General features: G+C 63.6%; 20 protein-coding genes. 4 read left to right on the top strand and 16 right to left on the bottom strand.

The features are described from left to right. Positions 1-9: 9 nt before the first annotated feature. The 4 genes from AR689_RS01375 to AR689_RS01360 form a co-directional block, all read right to left on the bottom strand. Positions 10-1,017 (bottom strand): NAD(P)H-binding protein, encoded by a 1,008-nt coding sequence (locus AR689_RS01375; protein ID WP_197412778.1) that lies wholly within the window; start codon positions 1,015-1,017, stop codon positions 10-12. 139 nt (positions 1,018-1,156) lie between these two features. Then, the gene (locus AR689_RS01370; protein WP_062065735.1) at positions 1,157-2,161 is read right to left on the bottom strand and encodes an NAD(P)/FAD-dependent oxidoreductase; all 1,005 of its coding nucleotides are present in this window, start codon (positions 2,159-2,161) and stop codon (positions 1,157-1,159) included. Positions 2,162-2,169: 8 nt separating this feature from the next. After that, positions 2,170-3,072: an alpha/beta fold hydrolase gene (locus tag AR689_RS01365; RefSeq protein ID WP_062065733.1), complete on the bottom strand. Its 903-nt coding sequence runs from the start codon at positions 3,070-3,072 to the stop codon at positions 2,170-2,172. Between the two features lie 57 nt (positions 3,073-3,129). Beyond that, entirely contained in the window at positions 3,130-3,945 is an 816-nt protein-coding gene (locus AR689_RS01360; RefSeq protein WP_062066096.1) for an oxidoreductase, read from the bottom strand. A gap of 137 nt (positions 3,946-4,082) precedes the next feature. Here AR689_RS01360 and AR689_RS01355 point away from each other — a divergent pair, with 137 nt between their 5' ends. Next, positions 4,083-4,706: a TetR/AcrR family transcriptional regulator gene (locus tag AR689_RS01355; RefSeq protein WP_062065729.1), complete on the top strand. Its 624-nt coding sequence runs from the start codon at positions 4,083-4,085 to the stop codon at positions 4,704-4,706. A gap of 156 nt (positions 4,707-4,862) precedes the next feature. Here the strand turns inward: AR689_RS01355 and AR689_RS01350 are convergent, their stop codons facing one another. From AR689_RS01350 to AR689_RS01335, 4 genes are read right to left on the bottom strand one after another with little or no spacing between them, the layout of a single operon-like run. Continuing rightward, complete coding sequence (locus AR689_RS01350; RefSeq protein ID WP_062065726.1) at positions 4,863-5,906, bottom strand: zinc-dependent alcohol dehydrogenase; 1,044 nt, start codon at positions 5,904-5,906, stop codon at positions 4,863-4,865. A 46-nt stretch (positions 5,907-5,952) separates the two neighbouring features. Then, positions 5,953-7,254 (bottom strand): four-carbon acid sugar kinase family protein, encoded by a 1,302-nt coding sequence (locus AR689_RS01345; RefSeq protein WP_062065723.1) that lies wholly within the window; start codon positions 7,252-7,254, stop codon positions 5,953-5,955. A 2-nt stretch (positions 7,255-7,256) separates the two neighbouring features. Further along, positions 7,257-8,522 (bottom strand): RuBisCO large subunit C-terminal-like domain-containing protein, encoded by a 1,266-nt coding sequence (locus AR689_RS01340; protein WP_062065720.1) that lies wholly within the window; start codon positions 8,520-8,522, stop codon positions 7,257-7,259. A gap of 38 nt (positions 8,523-8,560) precedes the next feature. Then, on the bottom strand, positions 8,561-9,529 hold the full coding sequence (locus AR689_RS01335) for a 2-keto-3-deoxygluconate permease (RefSeq protein ID WP_286158868.1): 969 nt from the start codon (positions 9,527-9,529) through the stop codon (positions 8,561-8,563). Positions 9,530-9,719: 190 nt separating this feature from the next. Here AR689_RS01335 and AR689_RS01330 point away from each other — a divergent pair, with 190 nt between their 5' ends. Further along, positions 9,720-10,580 carry a GntR family transcriptional regulator gene (locus AR689_RS01330; RefSeq protein ID WP_231745396.1) on the top strand — a complete coding sequence of 287 codons (861 nt, stop codon included), beginning with the start codon at positions 9,720-9,722 and terminating at the stop codon, positions 10,578-10,580. A gap of 45 nt (positions 10,581-10,625) precedes the next feature. On the opposite strand, the gene AR689_RS01325 is transcribed toward AR689_RS01330, so the two are convergent. Then, positions 10,626-11,234, bottom strand: a complete 609-nt coding sequence (locus AR689_RS01325) for a TetR/AcrR family transcriptional regulator (RefSeq protein WP_062065701.1) — start codon at positions 11,232-11,234, stop codon at positions 10,626-10,628. A gap of 101 nt (positions 11,235-11,335) precedes the next feature. Here AR689_RS01325 and AR689_RS01320 point away from each other — a divergent pair, with 101 nt between their 5' ends. After that, the gene (locus AR689_RS01320) at positions 11,336-12,094 is read left to right on the top strand and encodes an SDR family NAD(P)-dependent oxidoreductase (protein ID WP_062065700.1); all 759 of its coding nucleotides are present in this window, start codon (positions 11,336-11,338) and stop codon (positions 12,092-12,094) included. Between the two features lie 29 nt (positions 12,095-12,123). Here AR689_RS01320 and AR689_RS01315 read toward each other — a convergent pair whose 3' ends face one another. Then, positions 12,124-13,995 carry an AfsR/SARP family transcriptional regulator gene (locus AR689_RS01315; RefSeq protein ID WP_062065699.1) on the bottom strand — a complete coding sequence of 624 codons (1,872 nt, stop codon included), beginning with the start codon at positions 13,993-13,995 and terminating at the stop codon, positions 12,124-12,126. Positions 13,996-14,113: 118 nt separating this feature from the next. Between AR689_RS01315 and AR689_RS01310 the strand changes: the two genes are divergently transcribed. Beyond that, positions 14,114-14,995 (top strand): alpha/beta fold hydrolase, encoded by an 882-nt coding sequence (locus AR689_RS01310; RefSeq protein WP_062065698.1) that lies wholly within the window; start codon positions 14,114-14,116, stop codon positions 14,993-14,995. Positions 14,996-15,183: 188 nt separating this feature from the next. Here AR689_RS01310 and AR689_RS01305 read toward each other — a convergent pair whose 3' ends face one another. The 6 genes from AR689_RS01305 to AR689_RS01280 form a co-directional block, all read right to left on the bottom strand. After that, entirely contained in the window at positions 15,184-16,188 is a 1,005-nt protein-coding gene (locus tag AR689_RS01305; RefSeq protein WP_062065697.1) for a fumarylacetoacetate hydrolase family protein, read from the bottom strand. 1 nt (position 16,189) lies between these two features. Further along, positions 16,190-17,275 (bottom strand): amidohydrolase family protein, encoded by a 1,086-nt coding sequence (locus AR689_RS01300; RefSeq protein WP_062065696.1) that lies wholly within the window; start codon positions 17,273-17,275, stop codon positions 16,190-16,192. Next, positions 17,272-18,396: an FAD-dependent monooxygenase gene (locus tag AR689_RS01295; protein WP_062065693.1), complete on the bottom strand. Its 1,125-nt coding sequence runs from the start codon at positions 18,394-18,396 to the stop codon at positions 17,272-17,274. The genes AR689_RS01300 and AR689_RS01295 overlap by 4 nt, the downstream gene beginning before the upstream one ends. Positions 18,397-18,484: 88 nt before the next feature. Next, entirely contained in the window at positions 18,485-19,492 is a 1,008-nt protein-coding gene (locus AR689_RS01290) for a cyclase family protein (protein ID WP_062065690.1), read from the bottom strand. After that, a complete protein-coding gene (locus tag AR689_RS01285; RefSeq protein ID WP_062065685.1) occupies positions 19,489-20,430 on the bottom strand; it encodes a fumarylacetoacetate hydrolase family protein in 942 nt (313 codons plus the stop codon). The genes AR689_RS01290 and AR689_RS01285 overlap by 4 nt, the downstream gene beginning before the upstream one ends. Next, positions 20,430-21,449 carry a VOC family protein gene (locus AR689_RS01280; RefSeq protein WP_062065682.1) on the bottom strand — a complete coding sequence of 340 codons (1,020 nt, stop codon included), beginning with the start codon at positions 21,447-21,449 and terminating at the stop codon, positions 20,430-20,432. Before AR689_RS01280 ends, AR689_RS01285 begins: the two co-directional genes overlap by 1 nt. Between the last annotated feature and the right edge of the window lie 126 nt (positions 21,450-21,575).

Here is a 21,575-nt window from a genome sequence, read left to right as displayed (position 1 = left end):
ATTGGGCGCTCAGAGGTTCGGGGCCGAAGCGAGTTGGCGCAGGTGGGCGTTGTTCTGCAGTGCCAGTTGCATGGTCCGTGGCGGTCGCCCGAGCAGGGTCTCCAGTTGGTCGGAGAAGACATCGTACCGACCGCTGGCGATCAGCCGTGTCTGGATCCTCAGGTGCTCAGCCACGTGCCGGGCGATAGCCGGATCACCCAGGGATTCCTGCAGGACGGCATCGTCGAGGAAGGCCTCGTTCCACTCCTCCAGCTCTTCAGGGATATAGACGATCGGGCGTCCCAGCGCGTCAGCGTAGTCTTGAGCGAATCCGTGCATGTCCTTCAGCTCCGGGCCGGTAAGTTCGTAGGACTTCGAGATGTGCGGTGCGGGGTCGAGCAGCAGCTTAACGGACACCTCTGCCAAGTCGTGAACGGCGATGGGTGCGAGCCGCTGGTTGCCGAAGGGCAGGCGCAGCTCACCGTTGTTCAGTGGGCCCAGCTGCATCCAGGTCAGATGGGGGTTCTCGGCGAACAGGGTCGAGCGCACGTTGATGGTCGGGAGGCCGGACCAGTCCAGGACCCGCTCGCAGATCCAATGCGCCCGCTGCTGCGGTGACCAGTCCGTGACCAGTCCGCCGAGCCAGGAACGCCGTTCTTCTTCCGGTGCGGTCATCTTCTCGAGCGTCATGTATGACTGCTCGTAGTTGGACAAGTGCACGAAGGCCTCGATGTTGCCCTGGGCTCGTGCCGCTGCGGCCATCAAAGTGAGGGCGTCGGCGTAGTACGGTTGCGGGGTCATGCTGAAGAAGATGCGCTTGACACCCTTCAGCGCGGCGGCAACGTCCGCGGGTTTGAGCAAGTCGCCGACGAAGACGTCGGCTCCGGCCTCGCTCATCGACTGCGCTCGTTCGTCCTTCCGACGTACGAATGCGCGCACCGGGTGGCCCTGTTCGAGCAACATGTCGACCATCAACCTGCTCACGCCGCCGATTTGGCCGCCAGCGCCGGTGATCAGAATGGGATTGCGTTCCGTCATTTGTGTGTTCTCCATCAGCTTGGGTGAGTTGTAGTCGGAAGATGTGTGAGGGGGCGCGATGATGTTTGCTGGAAAAGTTCGAGCCGAACCATCAGGGGCTAGGTGCGCCCGGTAGGGAAGGGCTGGTCGACACGCGGATCTACGTGTTGCTCGGTCCAGCCGCGTGCAAGGCCGCGTCGGTGTCAGCTATGGCAAGCATTCTGTTGATGTCGGCCCCTGCCAGTGCGCCGGCCGCTGCGGAGGCCCCGACCTGGGCGGTCAGGTCGGTGGCGTTGCCGGCCACCCATACCCCAGGCACATCGGTGATGCCGGCCGGGCCGCTGGCGAAACTGCGGCCCTTGTCCGGCAGGTCTTGCACGGGTAGGTGGAGACCTTCCAGGCCGTGGGCACGGATCTGCAGCTGCGCCAGGACCGCGATGATGCGTCTGGCTACGACCTCACCGTCGGCCAGGCGAACCCCGGCGAGGGCGCCGTCGTCGCCGTTGACGATCTCGGTGACCAGGGTGTCGATAACGCGGATGCCGCGGGCGGCGAAGCGGGCGCGGCTTTCCTCGTCCAGCTCGGTGCCGTGCGTGAAGTAGGTCAGGTCCCCGGTCAGCTGACGGTACAGATACGCGTGGGAAATGGAGACCGGACCGGTGGCGAGGATACCGATGGGTTCGTCGCGGACCTCCCAGCCGTGGCAGTACGGGCAGTGCAGGACGGTGTGCCCCCAATGCTCTGTGAGCCCGGGAATGTCCGGCAGCACGTCGGTGAGGCCGGTGGCAACGAGAATCCGGCGGGCGGTGATGCTGCGGCCGTCGGCGAGGGTGACGGTGAACCGCAAATCCCCGTCAGCTGAGGCGGCTGCAGGCTCGGCCGAGACCACCTTGCCGAGGACGACGCGTCCGCCGTAGTGGCGCACGTGCTCCCGTCCTCGTCTTAGGATCTCGGATGGAGGCGTGCCGTCCAGAGCGAGGAGGCCGTGCACTGCGTCCGCTGGCGCGTTGCGGGGGTCGCCGCCGTCGATCACAACCACCGAGCGGCGGGAGCGGGCGAGGATCAGAGCGCCGTTCAGTCCTGCGGCGCCGCCGCCGATCACCACCGTGTCGATAGTGCCCTCGGTCAGTTCATCGCTCGCGAATGGAGGAGTCATCTCAGTCATGGTTTGGGTCAGCCTTTCGGGTTCTGGACGGCCATTGGGGTGGTTTCACCGAGAGGGCCGGATGGTCCACTCGCTGCCCATATCGCGATCCGTTCCGCGATCGCTTCAGGGGCTTCGATATGCAGGAAGTGACCGAGATGGGGGACGACCGCCCGCACATGCGGCGCGGCGTACCGATGCCGGTCGTCCACGTTCGGGGGGAGGATGCAGTCATCGTCTGCGCCGTGGATGTGCAAGAGGGGCACCGTGATGGGATGGGAAAGTCTGCGCGCAGCCTTCAGCATGCCCAGGCGGGTCATCGCCCGGTAGTACTTGAGGGGCGCGGGAAAGCTCGCTCCGAGGTGCTCGTGTAGCTCCGCATGGACAGCCCGGTCGAGGGTCAGGCTTGGTGACCATTGACGCCAGAGGCGGTCGATGAGGGCGAAGTCGTGGGCTCGGGCGATCATGCCGCTTCCGGGAAGCTGGAAGAAGGCCATGTACCAGCTCCGGCGGAGTTGGGCGGGGCGGGGCCGGCCGATGAATGTTAGGGGGTGGGGTATGGCGAGAGTGACTGCGCTTTTGATGCGCTCGGGTGCTGTGACGGTGGTGTCGTAGGTGATCAGAGCACCCCAGTCGTGCCCAATGAGGTCCACCGGTCGCTGGGGAGACCACTGGTCGATCAGTGCGACCACGTCGCTGGTGAGGGATGCGAAATCGAATGGGCCTGCGGTCGGCGATGGGGCGTAACCACGTAGCCACGGCGCGAGGACATAGCGCCCCTGCCGGCTGAGCTCGGCGAGAAACGCCTTTGCCGTTGCCGGGTGGTCCGGGAACCCGTGCAGGAAGATCGTCGGTTGACCTCTGGGGTCACCGCCCTGCAGAGCGTGAAAAGTGCCATGCGGCAAGTCGAAGGTGACGTGTTCGAAGTCCATGCGTTGTGAGCCTGTCTCAGAGGGGTCGGACGGGAGATGCTGGTGCTGGCCTCGGTGTCAGCCGGCCAGTTGGTTGAGCTTTCGGATCTGTTTGTCAAAGGTGCGCGAGGGCACGAACCGGCGCAGGACGGTGACGCGTCCGGCCATCGAGCCGGCGGTGTATCTGGGTGTGGGCTTGGAGTCCGTGGAGGCAGCGACGATCACTTTTGCGACAACATCGGGGTCATCAGCGGTACGTAAAGCGGTGGCCAGGACGTCTCGGTAGATCTTCCGCTGCGCGGCGTAGACCGGCAGGGGAGTATCCGGCGCAAGGCTGCTCGCCTCGAAACTCGTGCTTGTAAAGGCCGGTTCCACCAGCAGCACCCTAATGCCGTGCTCGCGAAGCTCGTGGTCGATGGATTCCGAGTAGCCCTCCACTGCATGTTTGGTGGCCGCGTAGCTGGCCATGAAGGGGGCTGGGATCAGACCCAGGACAGAGGAGACGTTGACCACACGGCCGCTGCCCTGGGTGCGCATATGGGGCAGCACAGCGTTTGTCATCCGCATCAGGCCGAAGACGTTGATGTCGAAGACCTCCTTGGTCTGATGGATCGAGCTCTCCTCGCCGGCACCGATCGCGCCAACTCCTGCGTTGTTGACCAGGACGTCGATTCGACCAAATCGCTCGATTACCTCCTCGACCAGGGAATGGACCGATTCGTCGCTGGCTACATCGAGATCGAGGAACGACACCCCCACAAGCGGGCGGGCGTTCGCCGCGTTGCGGCTGGTACCGACCACCGCGAAGCCGGCGTCGACGAGTGCACGTGCCGCTGCCCGCCCGATTCCTGAGGAAGCGCCCGTCACGAGTGCCACTGGGGTTGATGTCTGCATTGTGATTCCTTCGGCCATCGGCGGGACTTCATCGCGCCAGAGGTGGGTTGCCAGCCGTTTTTGTACTGAACAGTCAATAACGTAGAAGGTTCTGTACTGATTTGTCAACTATGAGCGAAGTGCTCTATCTTGTTTGTATGGCGAGACCACGAACTTTCGACCGCGACCACGTTCTCCATGCCGCTGAGCGGCAATTTCGCGAGTCGGGCTACAACGGCACGAGTGTGGACGACATCAGCGCAGCAACCGGCTTGGGCCGCGGCAGTCTTTATGCCGCTTTCGAGGGTAAGCACGGAGTGCTGGTACAAGCGATGACGGGATACTTCAGCCGGTTGGGAAACGTTCCGGCGAAGGTTCTCGCCGGCCCGGACGACGGCGCACTGGAACGGCTCCACAGCTACCTGCTCCGCGCCGTCCATGGTGTGCCTCTAGCCGACGATGTGCCCCCAGCTTCCGACCGGGCGGCGGCTGCGTGCTTTGCGGGCAAGATGGCTCTTGAGATCGGCGCCTCCGACGCCGAGGTGCAGCGCATTGCTGCTGAATGCTTCTCTGTGCTCGTGACGGCGGTGACCGAGTGTGTGCGTGCGGCGCAGCGCAACGGAGACATCGATCCGGACGCCGATGCTGAAGATCTTGCATACCTCCTGCTGACCGTTATCCGCGGGACAGATGTGGTGGGTGCGTACGGCCACAGTCCTGCCCGCTTGACCCAGATTGCCGAGAGCGCGTTCGCGGTGTTGCCACGCACGGGCCGCCGCTGAGGAGGGCGCAGTTGCGGCCGATTCCCGTATACCCGCAGTCTTTGTGCTCGATGGGACAAGAAAAGCGGGGTGTGCACTGTATGTGCACACCCCGCTTTCCTCTGTTTCTGACCCAGGGGACCATCGGACGAGGCCGGTTGCCCCCTGAGGTACCAGTCAGCTGAGATTCGGGATGAGCAGGACTTTGCAGGCGTCTCCTGTGAGGAGCTCTACGGCTTCGTCGATTTGGCTGAGTTTCATGCGGTGGGTGATGAGCCAGTCGAGGTCCAGTTTTCCGGAGTCCAGCAGCAGCAGGCTTTGTTCCCAGGTTTCCCAGAGCCGGCGGCCGAAGATGCCGCGCAGTGTGATGCCCTTTTTGTTGATGTACGCCGCGATGTCGACTTCCGCCGGTCGGCTGGGGTGTCCAACGGTGATGACGGTGGCTTCGCGGCGGACGGCTTCGAAGAGGGTGGCCAGTGTGCCTGGCGCTCCGGAGCATTCGAAGGCGACATCGAAACCGCCGCGACGGCCGGTCAGTTCGCGGCAACGTTCAACGATGCCGTCGTTGGGGTGCAGCGCGGTGGCGCCGAGCTTTTCGGCTTGGGCGCGGCGGTAGGGGTTGGGGTCAACGGCGATGACATGGGAGGCGCCCATGAGCAGTGCCAGGTTCACCACGACGAGGCCCACTGGTCCCGCTCCGCTGACGAGAACTGCCCTCCCTGCCACGGAGTAGTTGGCGCGTTGGATGGCGTGGACTGCGACGCCGGCAGCTTCAAGAAGAGCGCCGGATTCCAGGGACAGACCGGTGGGGAGTTTGACGCAGATGTCCTGCGGCACCGCGGCGTACTCGGCGAAGACGCCGTCGATGTGCATGCCCAGGATGCCTGTGCGTTCGCAGGTGTGCGCGTCGCCTGTGCGGCAGGGGAAGCATTGGCCACAGGTCAGGTGGCTTTCGAGGGCAACTTGGTCGCCGACTTTGAGGCCGGTGACGCCGGGGCCGATTTCGACGACGGTGCCCGCGCCTTCGTGGCCGAGGACCACCGGAAGGTTGAGGTTGAAGGCCTGGGCCGAGGGGGTCCATTCGTAGAGTTCGCGGTCGGTGCCGCAGAGGGAGGCGGCGCCGACTTCGATGACCACCGATCCCTCGGTTGCCTTGGGGTCGCCGGCATCGGTGACGTACGAGACGCCTCGTTCAGCTGCGTTTTTGACTACTGCCCGCATGGGGGCCGCCTTTCGTTGGTTCTGGTGATGAGTTTTGTTGGGGGAGTCAGCGGGGGAGCTGGCCAGCGAATCGGCGCAGGATGTCTGTGGGGCCCACCTGCCCGCCTTTGAGCAGGAGCCTGCACCCGCCCACAGCGGAGTCATCGTCGGCCTGCAGGATGGGGCCGGCTGTGACGAACTGGTCAGACACCCGCAGCTGTCGCACGCCCATGGCGATGAGCGCGTGGCTGGAGGTGTCGCCGCCGCAAACGGCGATGTCGCGGGTGAGTCCGGCGTGGGCCATCCGGGCGGCGATCCCTCCGATCAATGCCCCAACGTACCCGGGGTCGGCCGGTTTGGCCGCCCCGTACCGGGGATCTCCAGGACCCCTGGTGGTGTGGACCACCACGTTGCGGCCCAGCTGAAGGGCCTCTGAAACGTGCCGGTCCAGCGCGGCCAGGGCTCCGGCGTCGTGACCCTGTAGTAGCTCCGCGGAAACCGGCGCGTCCTCCCAACCGTGGGAGACGGCGTCGTTGATCTGCTCTGCTGTGGTGCTGGAAGCGGAGGCGCTGATGGCCAGCACGGGTCCTGATGGCTGCTGCGTGCCAGGGGTGCGGGGAGTTTGGTCCGAAAGAGACCGGGCAAGGGCTGCCATGATTCCACCGGAGCCCACAACAAGTGAGGGCCCATGGCCATGCCCCTCGCGGGTCAGAGCTTCGGCGACTGTATCCATGTGCTGTTCGTCCACGGCATCCACCACGAAGGCCTGTGCGTCGGGGTCCCGGCGCCGGTCTGCCCAGGCGTCCTTGAACGTCCCGTCGTCATAGGTGGGCAAGTGAATTGCACCCTGTTCCCGGGCGGCGCTGCCGAGCTGTTCGGCGAGGACTTGGCGCAGGTCGGCTTCGGCCATGGGGGTGGAGGGATGCCTGGACATGACGGGGTGGCGGTCCAGCCGGTAGGTCTTGCCGGCGTAGCTCGCGTAGTGGTTGCTGAAGGCTGTGTAGCGACCGAACCCGGGCTGGGCCGGCACTACGGGGATTGGGCCGTGGAGGGGAAACTGCTGATGCAGCAACTGAATTCCACGGCCGATGCTGCCGACGGTGGGGGAGCTATCGAAAGTGGAACAGACCTTGTAGAGCAGCACTTCCAGGTTCAGTTGTGCAATGGCGGCAAGGTCCCGTTTCACTAAGGCATCGAACGCCGCACCGGCCAGGGACCTGGCGGGCCCGGCGATTCCGACGACGTCAGCGTCGGTGGGTAGCGATGCATCGCCAATGACGAGGACTGCTTCCAGCCCGTAGCGGTGGCACTGGGCCAGGACATCGGCGGCTCCCGTGAGGTCGTCGGCGACGAAACCGAAGGCGGGCATCTTCAGACACCTTTCCCGAAGGTTTGAACTGCGTGCAGGAGGGCGTCGTCCCCGATGTGGGAGCGTTTGTGTGCAGCTTCCTGCAAAGGTACGCCAGCTACGGCAGCTTCCCAGGCTTGACGCAGGCTGCGCACCCCGGCTCCGGGACCGTCCGGGTGGGCGGCGACGCCGCCGCCGGCGAGCATCATGAGGTCTGTGGAGCCTACGGCCTCGAAAGTGGGCCCTGGGGTGGTGACGTTTTGGCCCGAGGACAGCACGGGGAGCGGGGCGATGGTCTGGCCCAAGGGCTGGAGCAGGCTGCGGATATTCGCGCCGACTTCTTCGTCCAGTTCGTAGAACTTGCTGCCGAGTCCGCTGGCGTGGAGGTGGTCCGCGCCAGCGAGGCGGGCCATCTGCTGCCACACCCGGTAGTCCATACCGAGGCCCTTGGACCGCATCGAGGCGGCGAGGCCGGCGCGGTGGCCGTGGATGGGAACTTCGGCGAAGCTGCGCAGCAGGGCCAATGCGGGAAGGCCCATGACCGGGATATTCAGCATCACGCACTGGCCGCCGGCTTCGACCACCAGGTCATGGCGCCTTTTGAGGCCGGCAAGGTCCCCGGTGATGTTGAACGCATACATAGTGGAGTGGCCGGTGGCCTGCTCTGCGGCACGGATTTCTTCGGTGGCGACAGCAACACGGCGTTCCAAGGGAAGGTACGCGGGGTCGGTCATCAACTCGTCGTCTTTGATCAGGTCGATGGAGGCCATGGCCAAGTCCCGCACTACGAGCCGGAATTCCTCTTCCGAAAGTCCGACGTTGGGTTTGACGATGGTTCCCACCATGACGCCCTGAACGTCGCTGATAAGTCTGCGCGTCCCCTCGATGCCGAAAGCCGGGCCGGGATGGGCGGCAATAAAGTCCTCGGGGAGGGCGATGTCCTGCAGCCTGCAAGCGAAAAGATCGCCCAGTTCGAAGAGGTTGCCGGCGATTGCCGTCTGTAGGGTGGCGAGGTCGGTGCCGATATTTTCCATCGGGAACTCGACCGTGACGAGGGCTGCGCGGACCTTCTCCGGGGTGGACCGTGACGGCAGTGAGGGGCGGCAGAAGCCGAGCTCCTGGACCTCTGAGATGCGGGCGGCGTGCCGCTCCCGGATTCGGGCTGACTCGCCGGGAACCGGCATGAACGTGCCGCTGGATTGTTCGCCTGCCATGATGGCTGCGGCTTTTGCGGGGTCGATTTCCGACTCCAGGTAGTAGGTGCATCGCACCGAGCGCGGATCGCGCATGGTTTCTCCGTCCGTCAAGGGGATGTACAAGGAAAGTCTTAGACAGCCGCCGGTACCGGATCGGCGGGCTGCAGACCACCAGCCCGCTTCAAAGCCCAGCTTGCGACGATCGGGGCCAGCAGCGCTGTCACGAGAACGGCCGTGGCGGCCTGGGCTGACGCGGAAGCGACGAAGGGTTCAAACCTTGGATCTGCGACGGCGACTACCGCAGGTACGGCGACGGCGTTGCCGGCCGTGGTGCCCGCCGCGAACCCGATACCGCTCTTGGACCCGCGCCGGAGGACGAACCGGTATCCGAGATACGTCAGGCCGCCTGTGAAGACCACCACGATCAGGCCGAGGAAGATCCCGGCGAATCCGCCGGTGAGCACGGTTTTCAGGTTGATTCCCGTTCCAACAGCGAAGGACATGAAGGGGATCACGATGTTCGGAACATGGTCCAGGGCCTTCGTCCACTCCCGGTCAACGGCGCCGATGAACAGGCCGATGATGAACGGGATCAGTGCCGCGGCGAAGGCGAGCACGGGAATATCGCCCAGCCCTGATGCGCCCAGGAAGATCAGGGCCAAGAAGGGCCCATCGTCAAAGGCGCTGGCCACGTACGCGCCGGTGTCCCTTTCGTCGCCGTACTGGCCGGCGAAGGCCAGCCACAAAGCGCCGTTGCTGTTACCAAAGATCGCTAGCATGGCCAGGATCGATACCCCCGCGATGCCATCGATGCCGACTACCAGGCCCAGGATCACGGCGATGGTGGCCGGGATCAAGGTCTTGCAGACCAGGACGACCGTGGTGGTGGACGCGGCGGCCTTGCCGCTGTGGCTTCCGGTGATTTGGGCTCCGGTGGCCAGGATCAGCACCGCAATCAGCGTCAGGGCCCCGTCTTTGAAGAGCGCTGTGGTGAAACCGCCAATTTTCAGGGCTTCGGGCGCAAAAGTGTTCATCAGTACGCCCAGCATGAGCGGGATCAGCATCATGCCTGCCGGCACCTTCTGGAGGAAGGCAAACATTGGTAAACGAGAACGCCCGGACCTCAAATGCATTTGCGTCATTACTCGACCTTTCTACGCCATTGTATGTTCCAGCCGACGGATCAAGTCCGTACAATTAGTACGTACATTACATGTGCGTTGGATCACCAGTCAAGGGTGGGGCGAAGCCCGGGCGGGCTATGATGTGCTCGAAGCCAAAGGAGTCAGTGTGAGTGTGCAAGCCACCGGGGGAGAGCCCCGGGAACGGTCCAACGGCCTGAACCGTACGGAAGGGCCGCCCCTTCATGCGCAGATCCGCGACATTCTTCACCGGCAGATCCTGGAGCGGCCTCTGCTGCCCGGTTCTCCGCTTCCCACTGAGGAGGAACTCCAGAAACAGTTCGGCGTCTCCCGCAGCGTTGTACGCCAGGCGTTGTCCGGACTTTCAGACCTCGGGCTGATCCGCCGCCAACGCGGCCGGGGCAGCGTGGTGGCCGCCGCTCCGGTCCTCCGAAGGCATCTGCAGCAGGCCGGAGGGCTTGACGAGCAGGCAGCGGCGCACGGCCAGCGTCTCCGAACCCACGTCATCTCCGTGGAACATGCCACCCCGCCTGAGCCGGCGGTAGAGGCTCTGAACACCACCAACACCTGGAAAATCGAACGCATCCGCTACCTGGAAGAGACCCCGGTGGCGTTCATGCGCACCTGGGTTCCCCGCGACCTCTTTCCGCACTTCACCAAGGAGTTGCTGGAAAACGCTTCACTTCTTGGCCTCATGCGGGAGCACGGCTATCACCCGGCAGGCGGACCCCGGCAGGTTCAGGCAGTGGCGGCGGATGCCGACCTTGCACAAAAACTCGAATCCAATGCCCGCGAACCCCTGCTCCTGCTGCAGGGGGTAACCAGTGACGCGCTCGGTCATGGCCTCGAATGGTTCAATGTGTGGCACAGCCCCAACACCGTCTTCGACGTCGACGCACAGGTAACCTCACAGCCAGGACGAGTGTCCCAGGATCACATCAGCCGTCTGCGGAGCCTGACCCGGCAACTTGAATCCGAACTGGCAGATCTCGAACGCGGCGCCCGCTAAAGGGACCTGCTAACGACGGTGACTGCTTGGTTCGATCGGTAGGTCCTAGCTGGCCTGCACCTCTTCCTGGGGCGAAATTCCGGGGGTAGCTGACTCGGGGGTGGTGATGCGCCTGACAGTGTAAATGACTGCCTGCCTATAGGAAGCCATGGCCCCTGCGCTGCCGGGATCCGCGTGATTCGCTTTCAGCAGTCCGAGAGGGGCCAGCTGCCACGCTTGGGCGACCGCATAGATCACCACTAGAAGGTCGACGGCGGTCAGCGGCCCCGCGGCTGTCCGGGACAACATCGACGCCTTATCCATGTAGCTCTGCAAGGGTTCGGATGCCGCCTCGGGACGCTCCAGCTGAGCCCACAAGGTGAGGCGAAGTGCAGCGGGGTCACGCTGGTGATAGTCGAAGAGATCGCCGGCCCACTCGGGAAGGTCTTCGGCGCGAGGAGGGACCGCCGCGGCCATGGCGCCAAGAGAGGCGGCCAGCGCCTCATCAAACAGTCCGCTCTTGCCGCCAAAGTATGCGTAAATCATGCGGACATTAGTGCCGGAGCTAGCGGAGATTCGCTCAATTCGCCCTCCGGCGTGGCCATGCTTGGCAAATTCCTCCACGGCCGCTTCAAGGATTCGGGCTTTCGTTGCCTCCGCATCGCGTTGCGCCATCGACCTTCCTTCCTGTTGGTTGCCTATTAACGATCTCACCCTTAGTATATAAGTAAATACCTACTTACTTATTTACCTTCTAGCAGAGAATGAGGAAGACAATGAAGAACACTGTTGCGCTGGTGACGGGTGGAAACAGGGGACTGGGCCGCAGTACCGCGCTGGCTCTAGCGTCCAAGGGCGCGAAAATCGTAGTGACTTACCGTAGCGGGTCAGAAGCCGCAGCTGCCGTCGTCGATGAGATTCGGTCCGCGGGAAGCGACGCTATGGCAGTACCGCTGGACATAACTGACATCGGGACGTTTCCAGGCTTCTCCGATGGGTTGCAGGAATCTCTGCGGTCACGCTGGGACCGGGAAACGCTGGATGTACTCGTCAACAACGCCGGAGTCGGACTGTTCGGCACTCTTGAAGAGACCACTGAAGAAAGCTTTGACGCAGTTGTTGGGACCAATTTCAAAGGAACGTTCTTCCTGATCAAAACACTCGTGCCCCTCATGTCCGATGGCGGCCGGATCATCAACGTCTCAACGTCACTGACCCGCCATGCCAGCCCGGGAACCTCGGCCTACTCCGCCTCGAAAGCGGCGGTGGAAGCTCTGTCTCGGAGTCTCGCCCTGGAACTAGGGCCACGGAAGATCCGCATCAACGCGGTGGCCCCGGGCCCTAGCGCTACTGACTTCAATGGAGGAGCCATGCGGGATAACAACGAGCTTCGGAAGGTGCTCGCCTCCCAGACAGCACTCGGACGGGTGGGCCACCCGGAAGAAATTGGGGATGCCATCGCCTCACTCGTCAGCGATGACATGCGTTGGATTACTGCCGAACGCATCGAAGTCTCCGGCGGAGCCCTTCTGTAAAGCAGCGGTTCGCGGAAGGTCCTGAACCCCTATCCTCTCGGAGCTGCCTCGAGCAGCTCCAGGAATCCCTTCACGTTGCCGAGGTCTACAACACCGCTACCCGCGGCTCGTTCTCCACCGGCCGGAGCAAGAGCGGAAAAAGCCCGCTGAATGGTCGCGGTTTCGCCGAGCTCTACGGCGGTTTGAGCTATAACGCACCAAGTGACCTCAAGCAAGAGATCGTTGGGCGGCGCGGGCAAAGTCCTGAGGGCATGGGTAGCGTCCTGACGTCGGTTTGCCCGCAGCATGAGTAGTGGCCGCACCCACGGCTCATAGGGCCCGAAGTCGCCGTCACTTATGTCCGATCCCTGGGTCATTTCTCGAGTGAATCTGGTCAAAGCAGCCAGGCCATGAGTGAAGCCAGGCATCGCATCTGGCAGCGGAGGGTCGCTGTTTTCGATGAAAGCCGACCTAAACCGGCCGGTAAATACGGCTGCGAGCGGTCTTTCGTGTCGTGCGGCGAGTTCGTCTACGGCGTAGGCTTCGGCGTTGGCCGCAGGGATGTCGTCCAGAGCGCAGAGGGCCTGCATGCGGATGAGGCGGCCATTGATTTCGAAGGTGGGTGAGTCGGCGCTTATGGCTAGAGCTGTCAGCTGGGCGCCAATGTCAGCCCGCTCCTTTGCCAAGCCTGTCCTGTGGAACTCCTGCATGAATCGGGCGCTGAGGGCGAAGCAATGAAGTTGTTCGTCGCCGAGGCGCGTGGCAATTGATTCTGCTTCTTGGGCTTCGGCCTGCCGGTCGGCTGTGCCGCGTGATTCCATGGCGATGGTGGCCAGCAGGCGGGCGCGTGTCCTGTCAGAAATTCGCGCGGTTGAAGCGAGTGCATGTTCAGCAGCTGCAACAACGACTTCTGCGGCCTCCCGGTTGTCGGAGCGCGTCCATATTCCCGGAATGTCATAACCGCCAATGATCCGGGCAGTAAGTTCGGCATCGTCGGCAGACTGTGCCGCGCGAATCGTGGCGATTCGCTGTGTCTGGGCAGTCTCCACGTCACCCGTGACCGCAAGGCTGCCCAGCACCGCGTTTGAAGCCTCGAGTTGAGCCCTGGTGCCACTCCGGGAATATGCGGCTGCCGTCAAACCCAGCCCTGTCGGTTCGGGCAGCTCCAGATTCGGGTCCCGCCGCAGGATCTGAATCTCCAGAGCTGAAAGCGCCGGGCCGGGATCGACCCCCAGATCGCGTCTGAGGTGCATCCTCGCAGTGCGCAGGACCGCCAAAGCGTCCCCTTGGCGCTGGCTGCGGTAGAGAGCCAATGCCAACAACGCCCACCCTTCTTCACGCCACGGCGCGGCCGTTACCTGCCCTTCGAGCAGTGGCACGGCCTCGTCCGCCCGTCCAACGGCGAGCCGTGCGTTTGCGCAGCGCTCAATGGCAGAGAACCGCAGATCGCCCAATCTTGTTCTCACGGAACGCGACCACGGCCGCTCAGCGAACTCTTCGAAAGCCTCACCTTGCCATTCAGCCAACGCGGCCGAAAGCAACGAGTCTGCTTTCTCCGGCAGGGCTGTTCCCGCTGATCCCACCGCAGCTTCAAAGCGCCATGCATCAACGGCGTCGGCACTCAACCGCAATGAGTAGCCATCGCCGACAGTTACCAGGACTGTGGCTGGACTCCGCGGCAGACGATTCGGTTCAATGATTCGGCGAAGCTCACCCACGAACGTTCGGACGGCTCCCACCGCACCAGCCGGGGGTGCGTCATCCCAGAGTTCCGCGACGAGGTCTTGGGTGGAGATTACCCCGCCCCGGAGAGAAAGAAGTATCCCAACGATCTCCCGGTGCCGGCGCTTGGACAACTGCCGCACTACACCGTCAACAGTCACTTGGATAGGACCGAGGACGCGGAATTGAGGGCAGCTCACGAATTCATCGTAATCAAAGTCCGCGCCCTGCCCGATGTCGTGCGGAAGCGGCGCCCCACTGATTCAGCACTGATTCGCCCACGGGAAAGTGGAGACACCAACAAGGAACGGAGACATCATGTCCCTGAAATTGCTCCCTGAAGCAAGCTACTACCGCGTCCCTGCAGCGCCGCACGTAGAACTCAACGTCGCCGTCGTCGGAAGCGGACCTGCTGTAGTGCTCCTGCACGGCTTCCCGCAGACACATCACATGTGGCGCCATGTTGCCGCGAAGCTGGCAGCAGACCACACGGTGATTGTTCCCGACCTGCGCGGTTACGGCGACAGTGACAAACCGAAAGAATCCAACGAGCACACCTACTCAAAGAGGACCATGGCAGCCGATGTGGTAGCCGTTGCCCGAGCACTCGGCCACGAGCGTTTTGCCTTGGCAGGCCACGATCGCGGCGCCTTGGTCGCAATCCGGGCGGGCCTTGATCACCCCGACAATGTGAGCCATCTGTTGACATTGGATGTCCTGCCGACGCTGGATATGTGGGACATTCTTCACGGGGCAGACGCAAAAGTCGCGTGGCATCTGTACCTGATGGCCCAGCCGGCCGGCGTCGCGGAGCCCATGATTGAAGCGACCGCCGATACATTCTTCGCGTCCTTCCTGGACGGATGGACCTCCAATCCCGAAGCCATTCCCGCCGACTACCGGCACCACTACCTGTCAGCATCAGCGAATGCCGTGCCTTCCATCGTTGCCGACTACCGGGCATCAGCCGGCATTGACGTTGAGCACGACCGCGCAGACAGGGAATCAGGCCATACTTTGGGCATGCCCGTCACTGTCATACAACAAGACTGGGGTGCAGTCCTTGGGTACGACGCCGCCGCGCTCTGGAGCAAGTGGGCGTCCGACCTTGAACACCGGACGCTAAATGCCGGGCATTTCATGGCAGAGGAGGATCCCGATTCCGTCACAACGGCGCTACGCGAACTCATGAACCGCTAGTAGCACTGGCAGCCGCGTTGATCGCAAAACCCCACGTCAACGCGGCTGCCGAATTTGTGGTGGTCGCCGTGCCTTCACTCGGTGGGCGCCAAGATTTTATAGCACCTGATATCTAACTCCTGACCGCAATCCTCAAGAGTTAACTGAGTACTCCAGCGCGGTGATTCCCGCGCTGGTCCCACCTTCACCTACGCAGACATAGCGGATTCGCCTTCAAAGACAGACCTGTTCCGTGGCCGGTTCCGTGCAGCCACCCGCGTCACGGCTTCGCGGCGTTCGCCTACCGTGTTCTCAATCGTTCCGATTCCCTCCACGGTCATCCGCACAATGTCGCCCGTCTTTAGCGGCGGGGGAGTCTTGGAACCGTTCCTTCCCCAGAGCTCGGCGAGGCAGCCGCTGCCGCATGTTCCGGATCCGAGGACGTCGCCGGGCCGCACCACGGAGTCCTGGGATGCGTAGGCGACGAGTTCGGCGAACGGCCAGCCCATGTTGGAGAGCAGGTCCTGGCCGATCGGCTCGCCGTTGACTTCCACGGCCATGGAGATGGGCAAGAAGCCTTCGCGGTCGTGAAGATGCTCAAACTCGTCTGCGGTGACGATCCAAGGACCCAGGGTGTTGGCGAAGTCCTTGCCCTTGCAAGGACCGAGGCTGACTTTCATTTCGCGGCGCTGCAGGTCGCGTGCCGACCAGTCGTTGAGGATGGTGTAGCCGAAGATGTGGCGGTGCGCCTCGGCCGCCGTCAGGTTCCTGCCGTCGCTGCCCGGGACATGGCCGACGACGGCAGCTACTTCGGTTTCGAAGTCCAGGTCATCGCAGCCTGCGGGGATGCCTATCACCTCGCCGGTGCCGGTCACCGTATGGGGATTCGTGAAGTAGAACGTGGGTGCTTCGTACCATTCAGCCACCACGCCGGCGACGCCGTCGATGCTTTTGCGGACACCTTCAACGTGTTCCTCAAAGGCGACGAAGTCCCGGATGGTTGAAGGTGCCAGCGGCGCCAGCAACTGCACGTCTTGCAGGGATACCGGGCGGACGCTGCGGAGAGTCTCCGCGGCGATGGCCAGGGTCTCCTCCAGCCCTGCGGCTAGAAGAGTGCTGACTGTGCATCCGGCGGGCAACGCGAAGCAGTTGCCGTCGTCGACGAACCCTTCCCGGGTTCCGCCGTCGTGATTCCAGCGGGCAATCTTCACCATGTCAGGCTCCTTGGGCCTTAGCGCGGGTGCTCAGCGTTGCCGCGGCGGTGATGCCCAACCGAGAAGCATTGCCGGCGAGAATTGCGGCGGCATCGGCCGCGGGAAGCCCGGCGGCGTGCACGTCGTCAACAGGCCTCTCTGATCCCATATCGAAGGGGTAGTCCGAACCGAGCAGCACCTGTCCGGGACCCGATGCCTCAACGAGCGAACGCAGCTCACGGGGGTTATGAACCAGGGAGTCGAAGAAGATCTTCTTCAGATATGACGACGGCGGTTCGGCGCACCTTTGCGCCTCGGGGCGCACTTTCCAGGCGTGGTCGGATCGTCCGATGGTGGTTGGCAGGTAGCCGCCGCCGTGGGCCGCGAGAATCTTGAGGTCCGGGTGCCGGTCCAGCACGCCGCTGAAGATGAGATGGGACAGGGCGACCGCGTTTTCGGCGGGCTGTGAGACGGTGTTGGCCAAGTAGAAACGGTCCAGCCGTTCGTCCAAGGAGCAGCCGAAGGGGTGCAGGAACACGATGGCGCCCAGTTCCTCGGCCCGGCTCCAGAACGGTTCCAGCCGCGGATCAGAGAGCTCTACCGTGGTTCGCTCCAGGTCGCCGGGTGTCCCTGCGAAAGAACCGATTTCCACGCCGAGCAAGCCGCATTCCACCACGGCATGATCCAGTGCCTCGACCATGAGATGCGGATGCTGCAAGGGCGCCAGCCCGAGCCCGTTGAGCCGTTCGGGCGCGTTGCTGACGTAATCCCGGACAGCCTCGTTAGCCTGCCGGGCCAGTGTCAGGGAAAGCTCCTCGGCGGCGAAGTAGTAGAAGTGGGACGGCGAAGGTGAGACAAGTTGTACATCCACACCTTGTGAATCCATGTCCGCCAGACGGCGGTTCAGGTCTGTCAGCTGTGGCCAGCGCTCCTTGATCATGAGGCCGGAATTGGCCATGGATTCGGGGCCATTGCGCAGGACTTCCAGAGCCTGCAGGGCCGCGAATCCTTCCGGATCATTCTCTGCTACGGCCTGCTGCAGGGCCGGAATGAGGACATGGGCGTGGACATCTACGGTGGGGTGCTGGCTTGGAGCGGAGGGGTTCATGCGGGTTCCTTCAGCATGGTGGAGAGCGAGTTCATGAGGCCGGGCACGTTGGCATCGCGGACGCCGTCGAGCATCCACTGGCCCAACTGGACGGATGCTTCAACCACTGCGGTCGCCCTGTCGAGTCGGCGGTCTGTGAACTTCTTCCACAGAGTCTCGGTGAGATGGTCGGCAGAGATGAGGAGTTCTGCGAGCACGGCGGCGTCTTCCAGCGCCATGGCGGCACCCTGGGCCACAGTCGGCGGGCAGCTGTGGGCGGCGTCGCCGATGATGACGGTGCGGCCGCGGTCCCAGGGACCGTTCACCAGATGCGAGGTAAACCACGTGTAGTTGATGCGCGCACCGTGGTCCAAGCTGGCGCGGATCTCGTTCCAGGGGCCGCCATAGGCTGCAGCCAGTTCTGCCATGACGCGGGGCCCGTCGTCGTGGTTGCGTTCCTGGGCCTTCTCCACGAGGTAGGCGTAGATGGTGTCCGGGCCGGTGGGGCAGTAGCCGGCAATGAAGCAGTGGCCGCCATACGTCAGGTCGGTCCGGACAACATCCTCCGGCCGGTCCACGAAGGCCCGCCAGATGCCCATGCCGGTGGGCTTGGGCTCGACGTCGATGCCGATCGCCTTGCGGACGGCCGAATGAAGCCCGTCCGCCCCGATCAGAAGGTCGTAGCGCGTAGTGGCACCGTCGGCAGTGCTGACGGTGACGCCGCCGCCGTCGTCGTTAATGTCGGTGACCTCCTTGCCGTAGCTGATCCGGGCGCCCGCCTGCCCGGCGCGTTCGCGGAGGATGGCAGTCAGGTCCGGGCGATACATTCCCAGGGTGGCCGGGAGGTCGTCGCCACCGGTCCGGATGTCTTCCAACATGGTGATCACGGTGCTGGCGGGGTCGGGTGCCCGCAGGCCGAGGGTGCTGAACCCGTACCCTCTGGCCTCAACTTCTTCCCAGACGCCGAGTTCTCGCAAGATGCGCAGGGCGTTGCCTTGGAGGGTGATACCGGAGCCAAGGGTCTGCGGCTCGGTGGCCTTCTCCAGAATCTCAACCTCGATGCCCGCATCGGCAAGGAGAATGGCTGCGGCGAGTCCCGCCGCCCCCGCTCCGACAATTCCGACCTTCTGTACTGCTGCCATCTGAAGACTCCTTTGTGTGACGGCTACTGCCAATGGTGCTGTTGTCCCGGGTTGGGCCTTCGTTGGCCCAAACCCTGGGACTGGCCGGCTACCGGACGGCGATGGGATTGACCGGCGAACCGACGGCCCCGGTGATGGGAAGTGGCGCTGCGGTCAGCATGAAGTCATACCTGCCATCTTCAGCGCACGCCAGGGCCAAGGCGTCCGGGTCCCACATTTCTCCCAGAAACAACCCGAGGTTGGGGATGGCAATCTGGTGCAGTGGCTGGAAAGCGCCCTCAAACTCATTGGGCCGGACTTCGAAGCCCCACGTGTCAGTTGCGATTCCAGCGATCTCCGACTCGTGCAGCCATGCAGCGGTGCTGAAGGACAACCCCGGAGCGGATCCACCGGCGTAGTCGCCCCAGCCGTCGCGGCGGACCCGGGCATACTGCCCTGTGCGGATCACCACAATGTCACCACGACGAACAGCCGAGCTGGCACCCTGGCGATCAATGGTCCGCTGCAAGTGTTCCGGGGTGATCGCGAAGCCGTCAGGCAGTTCACCGTCGGTCCGTCCCAGTTCCGGCCCGAGCGCGCGCCCAACGTCCAGGAGTACGCCGCGGGTCACGATCTTGGCCGCGGCGGTCTCGATCCCTGTGACCAGGTCACCCTCCGAGGTCACTACATCCCCGGCGGCCCTGCCGTTCCAGGCTTTGCCGCGATCGAAGATGTGTCCCAGTCCGTCCCATTGCGTGGAGCACTGCAACGGCATGGCAATCACGTCGTCCGCGCCGCCGAAACCGTGCGGGAACCCTTGGTTGCCGCGCTCAGCGTCCACCCCGGTGTCGGTCATGGCGTGCACGGGGTTGGTCCGGCGTCGCCACCCCTTCTGCGGGCCGTTGGTGTCGAAGGGCTGTGACAAGGAGAACGCCTCGCCTGTGGTGACCAGTGCCGCTGCCTCGACCCTTTTTGCGGCGTCGATGAAGTTCAGTGTCCCGAGGACGTCGTCTTCGCCCCAGCGACCCCAGTTGTTGTACCGATCCGCGGCGGCAGCGATGCTCGCCAGCGGATCCGAACGCTGGATCAGGGAAGCGTTTGAGGCTTCTGTGGTCACTGTTCGTCCTTGCAGCGGATGAGTTGTGTGCCCAGCCCGGTGATGGTGCCTTCCATGACGTCGCCGTCTTGCAGGAGTCGTCCCCAGTGCTGGCCGTTGCCCGCGGGGCTTCCGGTCAGGACCAGATCTCCGGGACGCAGTGGCATGATCTGGGATGCTTCGCTGACCAGTTTGGCAACCCCGAAGATCATGTCCTGCGTGGACTCGTCCTGCATGGCCTTGCCGTTGAGTTTCAGCGTGACTTGGACATCCTGTGGGTCTCCGAAGAATTTGGCTGGCACCAGCAGGGGACCGGTGGGCAGGAATCCGGGGGCGTTCTTGGCCCGGTACCAGTCCGAACCGATGGCCGGCATGTCCTTGCGGAAGACAAACTCACGGGTGGTGATGTCGTTGACCATGGTGTATCCGAAGACGTATTCCAGTGCCTCCTCGGGGCTGACGCGGAATGCTTCCTTCCCGATGACAGCTGCGAGCTCCAACTCCCAGTCGTGGCTCTTGCTGTAGGAGGGCAGGGTGAGCTCCTCGGTGGCCGACGCGATCGCCGTCGGGAGCCCTATGAAGAAGTACGGCGTTCCCTGGCCTGCCCGCTCATCCATCATCGCGGCGGTCTTGGCGCGTACTTCCTCTGCGTCTTGCCCGGCGTCGCGGTGTGCCACGGCCAGGTCGATGACGTGCTTGCGGTAGTTGGCGCCGGTCTGCAGGACCTGCGCCGGTTCAACCGGGGCAAGAACCTCGACGCCGGACAGCGCCAGCCCGGTTTCCTCACCGGCCGAGGCGGCCAGTGAGTCCAGTTCGGCCTCGGTGGTGTCCCAGTGCTGGATCAGGGAATTGATGTCACTGTCCAGGGGCAGCACACGGTCGCCGACCAGCAGGCCGGTCTGTGCCTTGTCTGTGCCCTGTTCCTGGAAGCGGACCAGCGCGTAGTTTGGCTTCGTCATTAGCCGCGGCCCTGCTTTGCGTAGGGGTTCAGGAGGGCTTCCTTCATTTCGGCGGAAGCACCTTCCTCGGTGGCGGTGAAACCTTCGGCTGGCGGGAAGGACTCGGTCATGGAGTGCGGCATGGCGCCGTTCTTGTAGAAGTTGTTGGAACCCTCGGACGGCTTCCAGGTGTTGGCGTCCCAGTCCGGGACGTAGTTGCGGTAACCGCCGGAGTTCAGTTCCACGCGCAGCCCGGACGGGTCGCGGAAGTAGAGGAAGTTCTGTTCGCCCACGCCGTGGATGGAGGGGCCGTATTCCATGGGGGTGCCGTTTTCCATCATGACGTCGGCGGTGCGGAGCAGGTCCTCGGTGGCGTCCACCCAGAAAGCGATGTGGTTGACGCGGCCGGCCCGGCTGGAGGTGTCCAAGACGACGCCGAGGTCGTGGGACTTCTCGTTGGTGGTCAGTACAGAGAACACGGTGATGGGGGCTTCGTCCAGGTCCACGAACGCCATGACGCGGAAGCCCAGGGCCTCGTTGTACCACTTGGCGAATCCCCGGACGTCGGAAGAAGCGACCGTGACGTGGTCCAGGAAGCGCGGCGCGGCGGCGTGGCTGCTGCGACGCTCGGGACGGTCCGGGTAGCTGGATTCGAAGCCGGGCTCGGCAACGAACTTCTCCACGTCATAGAAAAGCCGCATGTGGTGTCCATAAGGACCCGTGAACTCATAGGCTTTGCCGAAACCGTGACCGCCGGCAGTCCACGTGCCCTGCACGCCGGTTGCTTCTACCCGGGCAGCTGCAGCTTCGAGGGCTTCCTGGGTGTTGGTACGCCACGCCATCCGGCCGAGCGATGCTTCAGGGCCTTCGGTAATCACCAGGCTGTAGCGGTAGTAATCGCCCCAGCAGCGCAGGTACACGTTTCCATCCACGCGGTCGATGATGCGCATGCCGAACTTTTCCTCGTAGAACCTCGCCGAGGCTTCGACGTCCGGAGTGGTGATCTCGAGGTGGGCAAGATGGGAGAGGGGAGTTTCCACGATGAATTCCTTCTAAGTGCCGGTTGCTCGGACAGTTATCTGCAGGTCCTGTAACAACAATGGTGCAGGTCACTTATTTGGGGAAGAGAGGATTCTAGATAGGACGTATTTGTTGGACAGATACCC

The organism is Arthrobacter sp. EpRS71 (genome assembly GCF_001512285.1).
GTDB lineage: Bacteria > Actinomycetota > Actinomycetes > Actinomycetales > Micrococcaceae > Arthrobacter.
The sequence above is the reverse complement of the archived record's forward strand: the minus strand, read 5'-3'. Positions and strand labels throughout refer to the sequence as shown.